Annotated in this window: 15 protein-coding genes and 2 pseudogenes; 4 read left to right on the top strand and 13 right to left on the bottom strand. The window is 73.1% G+C overall.

Annotated elements, in window-relative coordinates; genetic code table 11:
• Positions 1-974: maltotransferase domain-containing protein (locus tag ACFY2L_RS27790; protein WP_390823741.1), on the bottom strand; the 974-nt coding region annotated here is incomplete at its 3' end.
• Positions 975-1,132: 158 nt separating this feature from the next.
• Positions 1,133-1,432: a DUF5133 domain-containing protein gene (locus ACFY2L_RS27785; protein ID WP_390661466.1), complete on the bottom strand. Its 300-nt coding sequence runs from the start codon at positions 1,430-1,432 to the stop codon at positions 1,133-1,135.
• Positions 1,433-1,659: 227 nt separating this feature from the next.
• Between ACFY2L_RS27785 and ACFY2L_RS27780 the strand changes: the two genes are divergently transcribed.
• Together ACFY2L_RS27780 and glgX are read left to right on the top strand one after the other, a co-directional pair.
• Positions 1,660-2,172, top strand: a complete 513-nt coding sequence (locus ACFY2L_RS27780; protein WP_390661467.1) for a pep a2 — start codon at positions 1,660-1,662, stop codon at positions 2,170-2,172.
• Positions 2,169-4,313, top strand: a complete 2,145-nt coding sequence (gene glgX, locus ACFY2L_RS27775; RefSeq protein ID WP_390661468.1) for a glycogen debranching protein GlgX — start codon at positions 2,169-2,171, stop codon at positions 4,311-4,313. Before ACFY2L_RS27780 ends, glgX begins: the two co-directional genes overlap by 4 nt.
• A 73-nt stretch (positions 4,314-4,386) precedes the next feature.
• On the opposite strand, the gene ACFY2L_RS27770 is transcribed toward glgX, so the two are convergent.
• Positions 4,387-5,190 carry a VOC family protein gene (locus ACFY2L_RS27770; RefSeq protein ID WP_390661469.1) on the bottom strand — a complete coding sequence of 268 codons (804 nt, stop codon included), beginning with the start codon at positions 5,188-5,190 and terminating at the stop codon, positions 4,387-4,389.
• Positions 5,191-5,295: 105 nt separating this feature from the next.
• Here ACFY2L_RS27770 and ACFY2L_RS27765 point away from each other — a divergent pair, with 105 nt between their 5' ends.
• Positions 5,296-5,631, top strand: a complete 336-nt coding sequence (locus ACFY2L_RS27765; protein ID WP_390661470.1) for an ANTAR domain-containing protein — start codon at positions 5,296-5,298, stop codon at positions 5,629-5,631.
• Positions 5,632-5,668: 37 nt separating this feature from the next.
• Here ACFY2L_RS27765 and ACFY2L_RS27760 read toward each other — a convergent pair whose 3' ends face one another.
• Positions 5,669-6,460: an RNA polymerase sigma factor SigF gene (locus ACFY2L_RS27760; protein ID WP_390661471.1), complete on the bottom strand. Its 792-nt coding sequence runs from the start codon at positions 6,458-6,460 to the stop codon at positions 5,669-5,671.
• 487 nt (positions 6,461-6,947) lie between these two features.
• Here ACFY2L_RS27760 and ACFY2L_RS27755 point away from each other — a divergent pair, with 487 nt between their 5' ends.
• On the top strand, positions 6,948-7,466 hold the full coding sequence (locus ACFY2L_RS27755) for a hypothetical protein (RefSeq protein ID WP_390661472.1): 519 nt from the start codon (positions 6,948-6,950) through the stop codon (positions 7,464-7,466).
• 14 nt (positions 7,467-7,480) lie between these two features.
• Here the strand turns inward: ACFY2L_RS27755 and hemC are convergent, their stop codons facing one another.
• The 9 genes and pseudogenes from hemC to ACFY2L_RS27710 form a co-directional block, all read right to left on the bottom strand.
• On the bottom strand, positions 7,481-8,416 hold the full coding sequence (hemC, locus tag ACFY2L_RS27750; RefSeq protein ID WP_390661473.1) for a hydroxymethylbilane synthase: 936 nt from the start codon (positions 8,414-8,416) through the stop codon (positions 7,481-7,483).
• A 166-nt stretch (positions 8,417-8,582) separates the two neighbouring features.
• On the bottom strand, positions 8,583-9,047 hold the full coding sequence (locus ACFY2L_RS27745) for a GNAT family N-acetyltransferase (RefSeq protein ID WP_390823740.1): 465 nt from the start codon (positions 9,045-9,047) through the stop codon (positions 8,583-8,585).
• A complete protein-coding gene (locus ACFY2L_RS27740; protein WP_390661474.1) occupies positions 9,044-9,448 on the bottom strand; it encodes a hypothetical protein in 405 nt (134 codons plus the stop codon). The genes ACFY2L_RS27745 and ACFY2L_RS27740 overlap by 4 nt, the downstream gene beginning before the upstream one ends.
• 104 nt (positions 9,449-9,552) lie before the next feature.
• Entirely contained in the window at positions 9,553-10,329 is a 777-nt protein-coding gene (locus ACFY2L_RS27735) for an NPP1 family protein (RefSeq protein WP_390823739.1), read from the bottom strand.
• Positions 10,330-10,484: 155 nt separating this feature from the next.
• Complete coding sequence (locus ACFY2L_RS27730) at positions 10,485-11,468, bottom strand: ATP-dependent DNA ligase (RefSeq protein ID WP_390823738.1); 984 nt, start codon at positions 11,466-11,468, stop codon at positions 10,485-10,487.
• 90 nt (positions 11,469-11,558) lie between these two features.
• Positions 11,559-12,243: pseudogene (locus ACFY2L_RS27725) on the bottom strand (response regulator).
• A 100-nt stretch (positions 12,244-12,343) separates the two neighbouring features.
• A pseudogene (locus ACFY2L_RS27720) lies at positions 12,344-12,481 on the bottom strand (sensor histidine kinase); the annotation flags it as partial.
• A gap of 310 nt (positions 12,482-12,791) precedes the next feature.
• Positions 12,792-13,979 carry a histidine kinase gene (locus ACFY2L_RS27715; protein ID WP_390823737.1) on the bottom strand — a complete coding sequence of 396 codons (1,188 nt, stop codon included), beginning with the start codon at positions 13,977-13,979 and terminating at the stop codon, positions 12,792-12,794.
• Between the two features lie 87 nt (positions 13,980-14,066).
• Positions 14,067-15,110 carry a zinc-binding dehydrogenase gene (locus tag ACFY2L_RS27710; protein ID WP_390823736.1) on the bottom strand — a complete coding sequence of 348 codons (1,044 nt, stop codon included), beginning with the start codon at positions 15,108-15,110 and terminating at the stop codon, positions 14,067-14,069.
• Positions 15,111-15,185 lie beyond the last annotated feature (75 nt).

Below are 15,185 nucleotides of genomic sequence, written 5' to 3'. Positions count from 1 at the left end.
GGGTGTTTGTGCACCCACGGGTGGTCGGGGGAGCACTGCAGGGCGAAGTCGAGGGCGATCTCCAGGCCGTGGCCGCGGGCCTGTTCCACGAACCAGGCGAAGTCCTCCAGCGTCCCGAGAGCGGGGTGGACGGCGTCGTGGCCGCCCTCGGGGGAGCCGATGGCCCACGGCACGCCGACGTCGTCGGGGGTGGCGTCGAGGGTGTTGTTGCGGCCCTTGCGGAAGGTCGTGCCGATCGGATGGATCGGGGGCAGGTAGACGACGTCGAAGCCCATCGCGGCGATGGCGGGCAGGCGCCGGGCCGCGGTGCGGAAGGTGCCGTGCGGCTGCTCCGCGGTGCCCTCGGAGCGCGGGAAGAACTCGTACCAGGCGCCGTACAGGGCGCGTTCACGCTCGACCAGCAGCGGCAGCGGCTCGGAGGCGGTGACCAGGTCCCGCAGCGGATACCGGGCCAGCACCGCCTCCACCTCCGGCGTCAGCGCCGCCGCCAGACGGGCCGGGACCGGACGGGAGTCGTCGCCCAGCGCCGCCGCGGCCTTCAGAACCGTCGTACGGGCCCTGCCCTTCGGCACTCCCGCCGCCGCGCGCTCGTGGAGCCGGGCGCCCTCCTCCAGGACCAGCCCCACGTCGACGCCGGCCGGGATCTTGATACCGGCGTGGTGGCGCCAGGTGCCGATCGGGTCGCTCCAGGCCTCCACGGCGTACGTCCAGAGTCCCGGCGCGTCCGGGGTGACGTCGGCGCCCCAGCGGTCGGTGCCGGGGGCGAGTTCGCGCATCGGGGTCCACGGGCCGCGACGGCCCTTGGGGCCGCGCAGGACGACGTTGGCGGCGACGGCGTCGTGTCCCTCGCGGAACACGGTCGCCGTCACCTGGAAGCTCTCCCCCGTGACCGCCTTGGCCGGGCGCCTGCCGCCCTCCACCGCGGGCCGCACGTCGCGGACCGGGATGCGGCCGATGACAGGGGTCGCACTCATGTGTCTCACCTTCGTTGTGCTCATGGCCGGGCTAACGGCCGGATCGGCCGCGCGGTTCTGCGCCGGGTCATCCGTCTGGCCCGCCGCCAGGCCTTTTGTCATGTGGTCCGCCGGGGACGCCGCCCGGCTCCCGCTCCGGGACCGGAACGGGCGCACGCTCACCGCACGGTCGCGGAGAGCCGGGCCACCGGCCGGCCGCCGCGTCGCGCGGTCCCGGTCGCCCGGGGCCGCACGTCCTGTTCCTGCAGGTAGGCAGCGAGAGTTGTGCGCAGATAGCGCTCCGCCGCGTCCGCGGCCTCGCGCGCGCAGCGCTTGCCCATGAGCACACACAAGGTGTAGCCCGAGTCCTCGAAGGTGGCCCGCACCGCGCGGTCGGCAGGGGACGCGAGCATCACGCGTTCCCATGCCCGGTACCGCCGCAACTGCCTGGCGACCTCGGTCTTGGCCGGTAGCAGCATGACGCAGTCACCTTTCGGGCTCGATGAATGTTTCACTCATGGTGCATGCGCCGACACTCAGCGTCTTGTTGGATCTTCAACCACCTCAGGAGTGCGCTCGTGTTGCACGAATGGACTAACGCCCGCACTGTGGGAGGTGACTCAGAAGCGATCAGCGCTCACCCTCCGTATATTCGGCCCGCGGGGGCCCACGGAGCGGGAGCCTCGCCGGTGAGGAGCGAACGACGATGAAGAGCGCAGTTCCCTGCTACTACCACCTCGACGTGGACGTCAGTCCGGAGCGCGTCGGACAGGTCAACCGCATCCTGGCCGCTCACCTGAAGTACTGGGACCTCGAGAACCTCGTCGACCCCGTCTGCGGCGGCACCGGGATGCTGCTGGAGGCCATCGACGAGCACGCGACGGACAAGTCCATCTCGATCGAGATGTGGTGGAACGGCCAGCATCTGATCACGGCCGTCGGCGGCAACGACCGTGAGCTGCGCCCGGACCAGGACCTGCGCGGCTGCCTGGAGCGGATCGCCGCGATGAGCGACGGGTGGGGCTGCTGCGCCACCGACACCGGCAGCAAGGTCATCTGGTTCTCGCAGCGCGCACGGGCCGGCGGACGGGTCCCGCTGGTGCCGACCGCACCGGCGCCGAGTCTGCGCGAGGGCCGCCCGGTGCCCCGCGAACTGCCGGTGGCGGTGCTGGCCGCCCCGGCGTTCGAGGAGGCCGGGATCCTGGAGGACGCCCGGTGACCTCACGGGCGTACCGAAGGACCGGGGTGCCCGTGTGGAGCGGGCACCCCTACCCGCTGGGTGCCGAGTTCGACGGGCAGGGCACCAACTTCGCACTGTTCAGCGAGGTCGCCGAGCGGGTCGAACTGGTCCTCGTCGAGGACGACGGCAGCCACCGGACCGTCCCGCTGACCGAGGTCGACGGGTTCGTCTGGCACGGCTTTCTGCCGGACGTCGGTCCGGGGCAGCGGTACGGCTACCGGGTGCACGGGCCCTGGGACCCGGCCGCCGGACACCGGTGCAACCCGGCGAAGCTGCTCCTGGACCCGTACGCACGCGCCGTCGACGGCCGGACCGACAACCACGCCTCGCTCTTCGAGCGGGCCGGGGACCGCCCCGACCCGTCGGACAGCGCCGGGCACACCCTGCTCGGTGTGGTGACCGACCCCGCCTTCGACTGGGGCGACGACGCCCCGCCCCGGCGCTCGTACGCCGACACCGTCATCTACGAGGCGCACGTCCGCGGGCTGACCCGCACCCACCCCGGCGTCCCGCGCGCCCTGCGCGGCACCTACGCCGGCCTCGCGCACCCGGCGGTGACCGAACACCTCACCTCGCTGGGCGTGACGGCGATCGAGCTGATGCCGGTCCACCAGTACGTGCAGGACGGCGTGCTGACGGACCGCGGCCTGTCCAACTACTGGGGCTACAACACCATCGGCTTCTTCGCGCCGCACCACGCCTACGCCGCCCACGGCACCCGGGGGCAACAGGTCACCGAGTTCAAGGAGATGGTGCGGGCACTGCACGCGGCCGGGCTCGAGGTGATCCTCGACGTCGTCTACAACCACACCGCCGAGGGCAACCAGAAGGGCCCCACCCTCTCCTTCCGCGGCATCGACAACGCCTCCTACTACCGGCTGGTGGACGGCGACTGGGCCCACTACTACGACACCACCGGCACCGGCAACAGTCTGCTGATGCGCCACCCGTACGTGCTTCAGCTGATCATGGACTCGCTGCGGTACTGGGTGACGGAGATGCATGTCGACGGCTTCCGCTTCGACCTCGCGGCCACCCTGGCCCGGCAGTTCCACGAGGTGGACCGGCTGTCGGCGTTCTTCGACCTGATCCAGCAGGACCCGGTGATCAGCCGCGTCAAACTGATCGCCGAGCCCTGGGACGTCGGCGAGGGCGGCTACCAGGTGGGCAACTTCCCGCCGCTGTGGTCGGAGTGGAACGGCATGTACCGGGACGCCGTACGGGACTTCTGGCGGGCGGAGCCGCACTCGCTCGGCGAGTTCGCCTCGCGCCTGACCGGCTCCTCCGACCTGTACGCCCACAGCAGGCGCCGGCCGCGCGCCAGCGTCAACTTCGTCACCGCGCACGACGGGTTCACCCTGCGCGACCTCGTCTCGTACAACGACAAGCACAACCAGGCCAACGGGGAGGGCAACCGGGACGGCGAGAGCCACAACCGGTCCTGGAACTGCGGGGTGGAGGGCCCCACCGACGACCCGGACGTGCTGGAGCTGCGCGCCCGCCAGCAGCGCAACTTCCTCGCCACCCTGCTGCTCTCCCAGGGCATCCCGATGCTGAGCCACGGCGACGAGCTCGGCCGCACCCAGCGCGGCAACAACAACGCCTACTGCCAGGACAACAAGGTCTCCTGGATCGACTGGCGGCTGACCGGCGAGCAGCGTGGCCTCGTCGACTTCTGCGGCCGGCTCGTCGCCCTGCGCGCCGCCCACCCCGTACTGCGCCGGCGCCGCTTCTTCCGCGGCCCGGCCGTGACCGAGGCGGGGCAGCCGCTGCCCGACCTGGTGTGGCTGCAGCCGGACGCCCGCGAGATGCGTGACCGGGACTGGCTGCGCTCCGACGCCCACAGCCTCGGGGTGTTCCTCAACGGGGACGCCATCGCCGAACCCGACCCGCGGGGCGGGGCCGTCGTCGACGACTCCTTCCTGCTGCTGTTCAACAGCTACTGGGAGCCCGTCGCCTTCCGGCTGCCCGGCGCGGCGTACGGGGAGCGCTGGACGGTGTGCGTGGACACGGCGGACCCGGACGGCCGGGACGAGACGGAGTACAAGGCCGACGCCGAGGTGACGGTGGAGTCCCGCGGTCTGATCGTACTCACGAGGCCCCCGCGACGCTCCCCGTAGGCGGCCCGCGGCACCTCCCGAGGGGCGCTCCGCACAGGCCGCACGCGGCACCCCCGAGGACGCGGACGGGGCGTCACCGCTGGCGGTGCGAGGTCACCGTGAACTGCGCGCCGTCCGGGTCCCGCAGGATCGCCTCCTCGGCCGTCTCGCGCAGCACGCTGCCGCCGTGCTTCTCGGCCGCCCGCGCGCAGCCCGGCACGTCCGCGACGGCGAAGTGGACCTGCCAGTGCGGCCGGATCGTCGGATCGGGTGCCGCCTCCAGCGCACCCGACTCGATCCGGGCCACGATGTCACCCCCGCTGCGCAGGACGACCTCGCCGCCTTCGTAGTGGACCTCGCAGCAGCCGGGGCGGTCCGAGGCCCAGTCGAGGATCTCGCCGTAGAAGATCGCGGAGTCGAAGGCGTCGCGGGTGTGGAGCCGGATGAAGGCCGGGGCCGCCTGCCGCCAGGCCTCCCAGTTGCCGATCAGCTTCCCCTCCCAGACGCCGAAGGTCGCGCCCTCCCGGTCGGCCAGCAGCGCCGCGCGGCCCGGCGGCAGCGAGATCGGTCCCACCGCCACGGTCCCGCCGCGCTCCCGGGCCCGGGAGGCGGCCTCGTCCGCGCTGGGCACGGCGAAGTACGGCGTCCAGGCCACCGCCATCTGCCACATCGAGGCGACGGCGGCGATCCCGGCCACGGGGACGTCGTCGACCAACGCCGTGCGGAAGTGGTCGCCGAGAGTGCCACGACGCCACCGCCAGCCCAGGACGGCCGCGTAGAACTCCTGGGTGGCCGAGAGGTCGCGGCTGGTCAGGCTCACCCAGCACGGCGCGCCGAACACGGAGTGCGTGGAGAGGACCTCTTTCGCACCGGGGGCGGAGGAAGACTGATCGTTCATGGTGCTCGCGTTCCTGTGTCGGTCGCCCGGCAGGCGGTCTCCCACCAGTGTCCGGCCGCGACCGGCCCGGGCGCCTGCCGAGTGACCCGGTGGCACGATGGAGAGGTGGCACGAGTACCGCGCGAACCCCGTGACGAAACGGCCCGGATCTTCCAGCTGCAGCGCGAGGTCGACCAGCTGAAGGGTGCGGTCGCCTCCCACGCCGTGGTGGACCAGGCGATCGGTGTGATCGTGGCCCTGGGGCGGGTGACGCCGGACGAGGGGTGGAAGATCCTGCGGGACGTCTCGCAGCACACGAACATCAAGCTGCGCAACGTGGCCGAGCTGATCCTCATCTGGGTGCGCAGCGGAGACATACCCGACGAGATCAGGGCGGAGCTGGAGGGCCTTCTGGAGCAGTACGGCCCGCACCGGGTCCCGGGCGCGCCCCCGTCGGAGTGAGACGAGACGACCGCTCCGCGCCCGGCCCGCGCGGGACTCAGTTGGCCTCGGGGACGATCTCCTCGCGCAGCCGCGCGAAGCAGGTGCTCAGCAGCCGCGAGACGTGCATCTGCGAGATGCCCAGCTGCTCGGCGATGCGGCTCTGCGTCATGCCCTGGAAGAAGCGCAGGTAGAGGATGGTCCGCTCGCGCTCCGGCAGCGCGCGCAGACACGGCGCCACGGCGACGCGGTCGACGACGGTGTCAAAGCCCGGGTCGGCGTCGCCGAGGGCGTCCGTCAGGGCGTAGCCGTCGGTGCCCGGCATCTCGGCCTCGAGCGACAGCGCGGAGAAGCACTCCAGCGCCTCCATGCCCGCGCGCACCTCGTCCTCGGTGAGCTGCGCGCAGGCGGCGATCTCGGCGACGGTCGGGGCCCGGCCCGGTGTGGTCTGGGAGAGTTCCTTCGTCGCGTGCCGCACCCGGTTGCGCAGGTCCTGGACCCGGCGCGGGACGTGCAGCGTCCACATGTGGTCCCGGAAGTGGCGCTTGATCTCCCCCGTGATCGTCGGTACCGCGTACGCCTCGAAGGCGCGGCCGCGCTCCGGGTCGTAGTGGTCTACGGCCTTGACGAGCCCGAGGGCCGCGACCTGGTAGAGATCCTCCAGGGCCTCGCCGCGGCCCCGGAAGCGGACGGCGATCCGCTCGGCCATGGGCAGCCAGAGCCGGACCAGCTCGTCCCGCAGCCGCCGGCGCTCCGGCCCGTCGGGCAGCGCGGTCAGCCGGACGAACGACTCGGTGGTGTCGGGGGCGTCGTCGTGGGGGTGCTGCTTCGTTCTGACGGTGGTACGCATCACGCGCGCCTTCCTCAGGGGTGCCGGTGGATGGACGGACACCGTGGGGAGCGCGCTCGGACGGTACGGAGATCGCCCGGGGCGGCCCGATCGGCGGGGGTCCCACGGACGTGCCTCCTGTCCGAAGCACTGCCTTGCCCCTTCCCGCTGAGAGCCGTTATGAAACAGTTGTCCGGGTTTGCCCGAGCTGTTTTTGGGTTCTTTTGGGCGTTCCCGGAAGAGCTCGCCGACGCTCGTCCAGGCCGCCGCGCTCGGCGTCACCGCCGCCTCCGCGCCGCTCGGCCGGCCCGCCCGCCGATCTTGCCCGGGACGTGATGTACGGCACGCCCGCGGACCGCCCCGCGGCCGCCGCGGGCGGATTCTTCCTGCGCACGGCTTGATCGACGATCAAAAGGGGTGAACCGCCTGGCCACAGCGCATTCCGCTCATTTGACAGTGCGCTGAGCCCACGGATAGGAAGCAGCCCGTAGAAGTCGAGAGGTGGACTGTGTACGAGCCGAACGTGGTCGGGGACTGGCAGGAGTACGACGAGCATGCCGGTCTGCGGGTCCGTGTCCACCGGCTGGAGCAGTCCGAGCCGCCGAGGGGCCGCGACGACGCGGCCGAGGGGCTGACCTATTTCTGTCTGCGGGTGACCGTGGAGAACCGGGGCGCCGGACACTCCACCATCCACCTCGAGGACGGCCAGATCGACGTGCGCATCGGACCCGACGGGGAGAGCGCCTTCATCGACTGGCGCAACTCGCAGTTCATCGAGGGCTTCGACGTGTACCCGCTGCGCCGCGCCACCGCCGTCCTCTACGCCGCCGGCCCCGAGGCCGCGCTGGGCCAGGTGGACGTGCAGGTGCAGCTGCGCGTCGACGACGAGTGGGCCGAGCGCCGGCTGTGGACCGGAGGCATCGGACTGCAGCAGGGGGCCGTGCCGACGGGAACGGTCCGGGACAGCCTGGCCTGCCAGGTGAGCAACTTCCTGCGGGACCAGGCGGCCGAAGAGGGCACCGCCTGACGCGGTGCCCGCCCTCAGTGCGGGATGCCGTCGATGATCTCCCGGGCGCCCTGACGCAGCAGCGCCACCGCCACCGACGTGCCGAGCGTCGCCGGGTCGAGCCGGCCCGCCCACTCGTGGGCGTTGAGCCGCACCTTGCCGTCCGGGGTGAACACACAGGCCCGCAGGGACAGTTCGCCGCTGCGGTCCACCCGCGCGAACCCGGCGATCGGGCTGTTGCAGTGCCCCTGAAGGACGTGCAGGAACATCCGCTCCGCCGTGGCCTCCCGGTGGGTGGCCGGATCACCGAGCCCGCTGACGGCGTCGATCAGGTCGCTGTCGCCCTCACGGCACTGCAGCGCGAGGATGCCCGCGCCGATCGGCGGCATCATCGTCTCCGGCGACAGCACCTCGCTGATCACGTCCGTCCGGCCGATGCGCTCCAGACCGGACACCGCGAGCAGCAGCGCGTCCGCCTCGCCCGCCGCCAGCTTCTCCAGCCGCCGGTTGGCGTTGCCGCGGAACGGCACACACTCCAGTCCGGGATGCGTGGCGGCCAGTTGGGCGACCCGGCGCACCGAGGAGGTGCCGATCCGGGTGCCCTCCGGCAGCTCGTCCAGGGTGAGACCGCCGGGGTGGATCAGCGCGTCCCGGATGTCGTCCCGCTTCAGGAACGCGGCGAACACCGTGCCCGCCGGCAGCGGCCGGTCCGCCGGGACGTCCTTGACGCAGTGCACCGCCAGATCCGCCTCACCGGCCACCAGCGCCGCGTCCACCTCCTTGGTGAACGCGCCCTTGCCCTCGACCTTCGACAGATCGCCCATCCACTTGTCGCCGGTCGTCCTCACCGGGACGACCTCGGTGCGCACACCGGGATGCAGAGCGGCCAACTCCGCGCGGACACGCTCCACTTGGGCCAGAGCCATGGGGGAGTCGCGGGAGACGATGCGGATCAGTTCCGGAACGGACATGCGGGACACGATAGACCCTTGCGGCCCGTGCTCCGTGCCGCTTCCCGCTTTCTGACCCAACGGCACGGTGTGGACCGCCGGCCGCAGGGGTAAGGATCCGCGGCCCGTGGATGCGCGCACGGCCGGCCGCCGCAGCTCGGGTCCTCGTCGAGCCGCCGGGCGTCCGTCAGGGCCCGACCGGCAGGGAGAAACGGCGCTTGTCCTGGCCCCGGGCGCCGAGACGGTCGTAGAAGCGGATCGCACCCTCGTTCCACGCCGGGGTCTGCCACTGCACCTCGGGCAGGCCCAGTGCCCTGGCCTGTTCGAACACCGCGTCCATCAGCCGGGCGCCGAGGCCCAGACCGCGGTGGCCGGGAGCCAGGAAGAGGCAGTCCAGGTGGAGGTACTCGCCGCCGTCCCAGGTCGACAGCTCGGGCGCGCAGGTGGCGTAGCCGGCGATCTCGCCGCCGGGGAGCTCGGCGACCAGACAGCGCAGCCGGGGCGCCGGCGTGTCGAAGAGGAGTACGGCCAGACGGTCCGCGAGGCCGGGCGCGGGCGGGGCGGCCTTCTCGTACCGCGCGTGCTGCGCGGCGAGTTCGGCGACGCGGGGCAGGTCGGCCCGCTCGGCGTGCCGTACGACGGGGGTGGTCACCTGAGGTCCCCCTCGACCGTGTCCGTGCTCCAGGCCGCCAGCCGCTCCGGCAGCGGGCCCGTGCCGTCCAGGATCCGGCGGGCGAACGCGTCGCGTTCCCGGGCGAACACGGCCGCCTCCCACACGCACGGCGCGAGTCCCGCCCGGCCCGGCCGCAGCTCCCGCGGGCGTCCGGCCGGGCCCGTGAACACGGCCAGGTCCGCCATGCCGCCCTCGATCCAGGTGAGGAGCAGGACGTGGTCGCCGTCGCCGCCCGCGTGCGCGATCAGTACGGCGAGACCCAGCGAGCCCCGCCGCTCCCCGAGGGCCGGATGGCCGGCGGCGATGCGCAGCGCCTCCTCGGCGAACGGCTCGGACACCGTGCGGCCGGGGTACGTCGTGACGATCCATCCGGCCGTCATGCGGTGACCGCGGCGTTCGGACCAGCGGCCGGCCCGCCTGACCGGCCGCGGGGCGGGACCCGGGCGGGGCCCGGGTCCCGGACCCCGGAACCCTGGCCCCGCGCTTACGCGTTGGGGTCGAAGGCGATCCCGGACGGCTTCGCCTTCGACAGGTTGTTCGCGAAACTGCCGTCCTTGAGGCCGAAGTTGGCGCTGCCGAAGTCGTAGGCGCTCAGCTTGTCCCGCAGGCCCGCCGGATAGCCGTTCCAGCCGACCAGCGGCGGGTACTGCCAGGTGTGCTTGGCGTTCTCCGGCGGCTCGTCGTTGGAGTTGCCGAGCCGGAAGCAGTGGGTGCTGATGCCGTCCTTGTGGTAGACGGCCTTCGCGTGGGTGCCCTCGAAGCGCACCGTGGACGCGGCGTGCACGGTGAACGAGCCGTGGTTGGACGTCGAGACGTACTGGACCTGGCCGTTCTGCACCCAGACCACGACATGCTCCCAGTCGTGCCGGTGCCCGCCGATGCTGCTGCCCGAAATCGCCTGGTCCTTCTCGAAGTACAGGCTGTACATGTACGCGCACCAGCCGTTGTTGCACTTGTAGCGCGAGTAGCTGTTGGTGTTGTCCAGGTCCGAGGCGTCGTGGCAGTCGCCGCTGAGCGAACCGGTCGGCTTCAGACCGCCGTTGATCGTGCCGTCCGGGCCGATGGCCGGGGTGGGATAGCAGCCGTCCGTGTCGTAGTCGAACGCGGGCTGGTACGCCAGTTCCGCCGCTTCGGCGTTCTGCGGCAGCGCCTGGGGCGGAGCCGCGAAGGCGGCCGAGGGGAGGGCGAGCACGAGTACGGCGGCACCGGCGAACCCGGTGAGCAATCTCCTGCGGTGGGCCTTGAACGTGGGTGACGACACTGCGTCCTCCTCATGATCCGGGCGCAGCCGAACGGCTGTGGGGGATGGGGGAGTTGAAAGGATGTTCAGCTTCCACGGTTTTCCCTCCCGCGCCAAGGGGTCGCAGGCGTATCCGTGGTGAAGCGCACCCCAACAGCCGGCCCCTCGATGCCGTGTCAGGCGGAAGTGTCCGGAAGGTCCGCCGCCGACTGCTCGGGCGTCAGGTCCGTCCGCAGCCGCAGCCATGACGGCTGGCGCAACAGCCCCGCCCGGGTACGGGTGCTGTAGCGGACCTCGCCCACCAGCCGGGGCGCGACCCAGTGGGCGCCGGGAGCCGGCGGGACGGTGTCGAAGGGGCACACCGCGGTCGCGTCGGCCCGCAGCAGCGCGGCGAGTTCGGTGCGCTCGGCCTCGCTCCAGCCGGTGCCCACGCCGCCCACGTACCGCAGTCCTCCGGCGGCGGTCCGCTGCCCGACGAGCACGGCTCCCGGCAGTCCGGTGAGCCGGCCCCTCCCCGGTGACCAGCCGCCGATCAGCACGTCGGCGGTGCGCATGTTACGGATCTTGATCCAGGCCCGGGAGCGCACACCGGGCTCGTACACCGAGTCGATCCGCTTGCAGACCAGACCCTCCAGACCGTGGGCGCGGGTCGCCTCCAGGGCCTCCCGCCCGTGGCCGACGAGCGCGCCCGGCGTCGACCAGAACGGCCCCGCCAGGCCGAGCGCCTCCAGCCGCGCCCGGCGCTCCAGGTAGGGCAGCCGCAGGAGCGACCGGCCGCGGAGGTGCAGGACGTCGAACAGCACCAGGTGCACGGGAACCGTCGCCGCCATCCGCGCCGCCTTGCCCGGCGCCTGGACCAGACCCATCCGGGACTGCAGCAACTGGAAGTCGGCACGGCCCTGTTGGTCCAGCGCCAGCACCTCGCCGTCCAACACGGCGGCCGTCGTCCCGAGCACCCCGCCCAGCGGACCCAGTTCCGGATAGGCGGCGGTGATGTCCTCCCCCGAGCGGGCCCGCAGCCTCACGCCGCCGTCCCCGGCGAGGTACACCACGGCCCGCTGACCGTCCTGCTTGGTCTCATAGGCCCAGCGCGCGTCCTGCGCGGGGGGCGGGAGGGTGCCGGGGGTGGCGAGCATGGGGGAGATGAGGGGGAGGGGCATGGGTGAGTTGTCGACCCGCCCGCCCCGGGCCACGCGCAGGGCACCGCGGTTTCCCCTGAACGGCGGCGGCCCGGCCCGGTCACCGGGGTCTCACCGGTCCCCGGCCGGCCGGGGCGGCGCCTGGGCCAGGCCCGTCTGGTAGGCCATGACGACCAGTTGGGCGCGGTCGCGGGCGCCGAGCCTGGTCATCGCCCGGTGCACATGCGTGCGCACGGTGAGGGGACCGACGAAGAGCTGCGCGGCGATCTCCTCGTTGGAACGGCCCTCGGCCACCCGGGCCATCACCTCGCGCTCGCGGGCGGTGAGCACGGCGAGGCCGACAGGCCCCAGGGGGGCGCCCTCGGCGGGGGAGGCGAGGAAGCGGGTGATGAGGGAGCGGGTGGCGGCCGGGGAGAGGAGGGACTCGCCCGCGGCGACGGTGTGGACGCCGTCCAGCAGCGCCTCGGCGGTGACGTCCTTGCCGAGGAAGCCGCCGGCCCCCGCCCGCAGCGCGCGGGCCACGTACTCGTCGATCTCGAAGGTGGTCAGGATCAGCACGTGCGTGCCGGACAGGTCCGGGTCCGCACGGAGGGCGGCGGTGGCGGCGAGCCCGTCGGTGCCGGGCATGCGGTGTCCATCAGGACCAGGTCCGGACGGTGCACCCGGGCGAGGGCGACCGCCTCCGCGCCGTCGGCGGCCTCGGCGACCACCTCCATGTCGTCGCAGGAGTCGATCAGGATCGGAAGGTCGCCCGCAGCAGGGCCTGGTCGTCGGCGAGGAGCACGCGGAGGGTCATGGGGTCCGTTCTCGGGGTGCCGGGGTGCCGGGGTGACGGGGTACAGCGGGAGCCGGGTGGTGACCTGGAAGCCGCCCCCGGGACGGTGTCCGGCCTGCAGGGCGCCGCCCACGGAGTGCGCGCGCTCCCGCATGCCGATCAGACCGATGCCCGTGCCGTCCGCCGACCCGGAGGGCACGGCGGTGCCGTCGTCGGTGACGGTGATCGTCAGCCGGTCCCGGCCGAACCTCAGCCGCACCTGCGCCGTCCGCGCCGAGGCGTGCTTGGTGACGTTGGTCAGCGCCGGGGGGCGGTCACACCGGGGTGGCTTCTTGTACCGCGGGGCCGTCTCCCGCGGAGGGACTCGCCCCGCCCGGCCGCGGCCGACGGGCGGGGGCTGCCCGGCGGGGGGGACACGGGCGGCCCCCGCCCGGAACGGCGGGGGCGGTCACACCGGGGTGGCCTCCTGCTCCGTGGGCGCCGTCTTCCTCGTGAGGGACTCGCCCTCCACGTCGACGGCCGGCAGCGCCCGGTCGCGCCACGCCGACAGCCACCAGGCCGACCCGTGCTCACCACACGCACGGCAGCTCCACCTCCACCACCGTCGGCCCGCCCGCGGGACTGCTCACCCGCAGCGTCCCGTCGAGCGCGGCCACCCGGCGCCGCATCCCCGGCAGGCCCGACCCGGCGCTTTCGTCCGCGCCCCCGCACCCCTCGTCCCGCACCCGCGCGCTCAGCCCGGTCCGGGACCGCGCCAGCACCACCTCGGCCCGCTCGGACCCGCTGTGCCGGGCCGCGTTGGTGAGCGCCTCGGCGATCACGAAGTACGCGGCCGCCTCCACCGCGGCCGGCGCCCGCCGCTCCTGCGGGAGGCCGTCCGTCCGTACGGTCACCCGCAGCCCGCCCCCGCTCTCGGCCACGCCCGAGCGGGGCGACCCCCACCTGGCCGCCAGGGCCCGTACGGCCCCCGCCAGCCCCCGGTCGGTGAGGATCGGCGGATGGATGCCGCGCACGACGTGGCGCAGCTCGGCCAGCGCCTCCTCGGCCTGGTCCTGCGCGTCCTCGAGCAGCTTGCGCGCGGTCTCCGGCGCCGTGCCGTACGCCCGCTGCGCCAGCCCGATCCGCATGGACAGGGCGACGAGGCGGGCCTGGGCGCCGTCGTGCAGGTCCCGCTCGATGCGCCGCAGTTCGGCGCCGTGCGCGGCCACGGCGTCCGCCCGGGTCGCGGTGAGCTGCTCGACCCGGTGCGCCAGCAGTGCCTCGGGGGAGGGCCGCAGCAGCGCCGCCGACCAGCCCGCCTCGAGGTCGGCCAGCCGGACGATCAGCGGCAGGACGACCGCCTGACGGCCCAGCAGTCCGCTCCCCACCCCGTCCACGACGAGCCCCGCCGGCCACAGCGGCAGCATCAGCATGGTCAGCCAGCCGTAGACGTAGTACCCGGCCATCCAGCGCAGGTCGGTGAGTGTGCCGGGGTCGCGCACGGCCGTCCGCAGCCGCTCCCGCACGGGACCGGTGAGGGGTGTGTACGCCTCGGGGATCTCCCGCCCGGTCCAGGAAGCCGTCAGCCGCCGCTTGGCCCCGGCCACCCGGCGGATCAGCAGCACGGTCTCGGGCACCAGCCAGATCCCGGCCACGACGACCGCGCCCGTGGCGGTGATGAGCAACACGGTGATGAAGAGATACGACCCGAAGGCCATGGCGGCGGCCAGCGCGAGGTGGACCGTGGCCCGTGCCGCCTGTCGCAGGGTGGCGCGCATGGAGTGCCGTTCCTGTCGTGAAGGAGGGGCGAGGGGCGGAGTGGGTACCGGCCGCCGGGCGGCGCACCCGGCGGCCGGCCGTCCCGCTCAGTCGTCCAGCGTGACGACGACCTTCTCCGCCGCACCCGGCGTCAGGGCCAGTTCGAAGGCGCGGCCGGCCTCGGAGAACGGGACGCGGTGGCTGATGAGCTTGGCGAACCGCTCCTGGTGCTCGACCAGTTCGGGCGTCACCTCGAAGATCTCGGTCGGGTAGCCCTGGGAGGCGATCAGGGTCAGCTCGCTGCGGAGCATGCCGCCCAGGTCGATCTCGGAGCCCTTCTTGTGCACCGCCACCATCACCAGCTTCGCGCCCCATTTGGCGGAGTCGACCACCGTGTTGAAGACGGCGGCCGCACCGGCCGCGTCGACGAAGACGTCGGTGCCGGGCCGGGGCTGGCCGAGGGCGTTGGCGCTCTGTCCGTGCAGTTCGGTCAGCCGCGCGGCCACGTCCTCCCGCCCCGAGTCGATGACGGCGTCCGCGCCCACGGCCAGTGCCTTCTCCAGCCGGGAGGGGACGATGTCGACGACGACCACGTGCGCCACCCCGCGCAGCTTCAGCCAGATCGCCGCGCCGAGCCCGATCGGCCCGGCGCCGAACACCACGACCCGGTCGCCGGGTCCGGCCTCGGAACGGTTGACGGCGTGCCGGGCCACCGCCATCGGCTCGTTGAGCGAGGCCACGTCGAAGGGGACGGTGTCGGGGAAGACGGCGACGCTCTTGCCGACCTCGGCGTTCTCGATCAGCAGGAACTCGCTCATGCCGCCGTACGCGCCGCCGCAGCCGATGATGCCGGTGGGCGCGTCCTGCGGGTTGACGACCACCCGGTCCCCGATGTCGAGGCCGTCCACCTCGGCCCCGAGCTCCACGATCTCCCCGGCCGGCTCATGGCCGAGGGCCACCGGGACCAGCTCGCCGCCCAGATGGGCGCGGGCGGGCATACCGCCCATGTGCAGGAACGTGACATCGGTGCCGCAGATCCCGCAGGCGCGGATCCGGACCAGGGCGTCCTTGGGACCGGGCACCGGCCGCTCGACGCCGACGACCTCGATCCTGCCGACTCCGCCGGTCCGGACGGACTTCATCGTGCTCATGGGGGAGAACCTCTCTCGCGTGTGGCTGTCGCTCATCGGTTATCGGTCATCGGTCGCACAGCGGCGGTGGTCACA

This window comes from Streptomyces sp. NPDC001381 (assembly GCF_042895685.1).
In the GTDB taxonomy this organism is placed as follows: domain Bacteria; phylum Actinomycetota; class Actinomycetes; order Streptomycetales; family Streptomycetaceae; genus Streptomyces.
The sequence above is the reverse complement of the archived record's forward strand: the minus strand, read 5'-3'. Positions and strand labels throughout refer to the sequence as shown.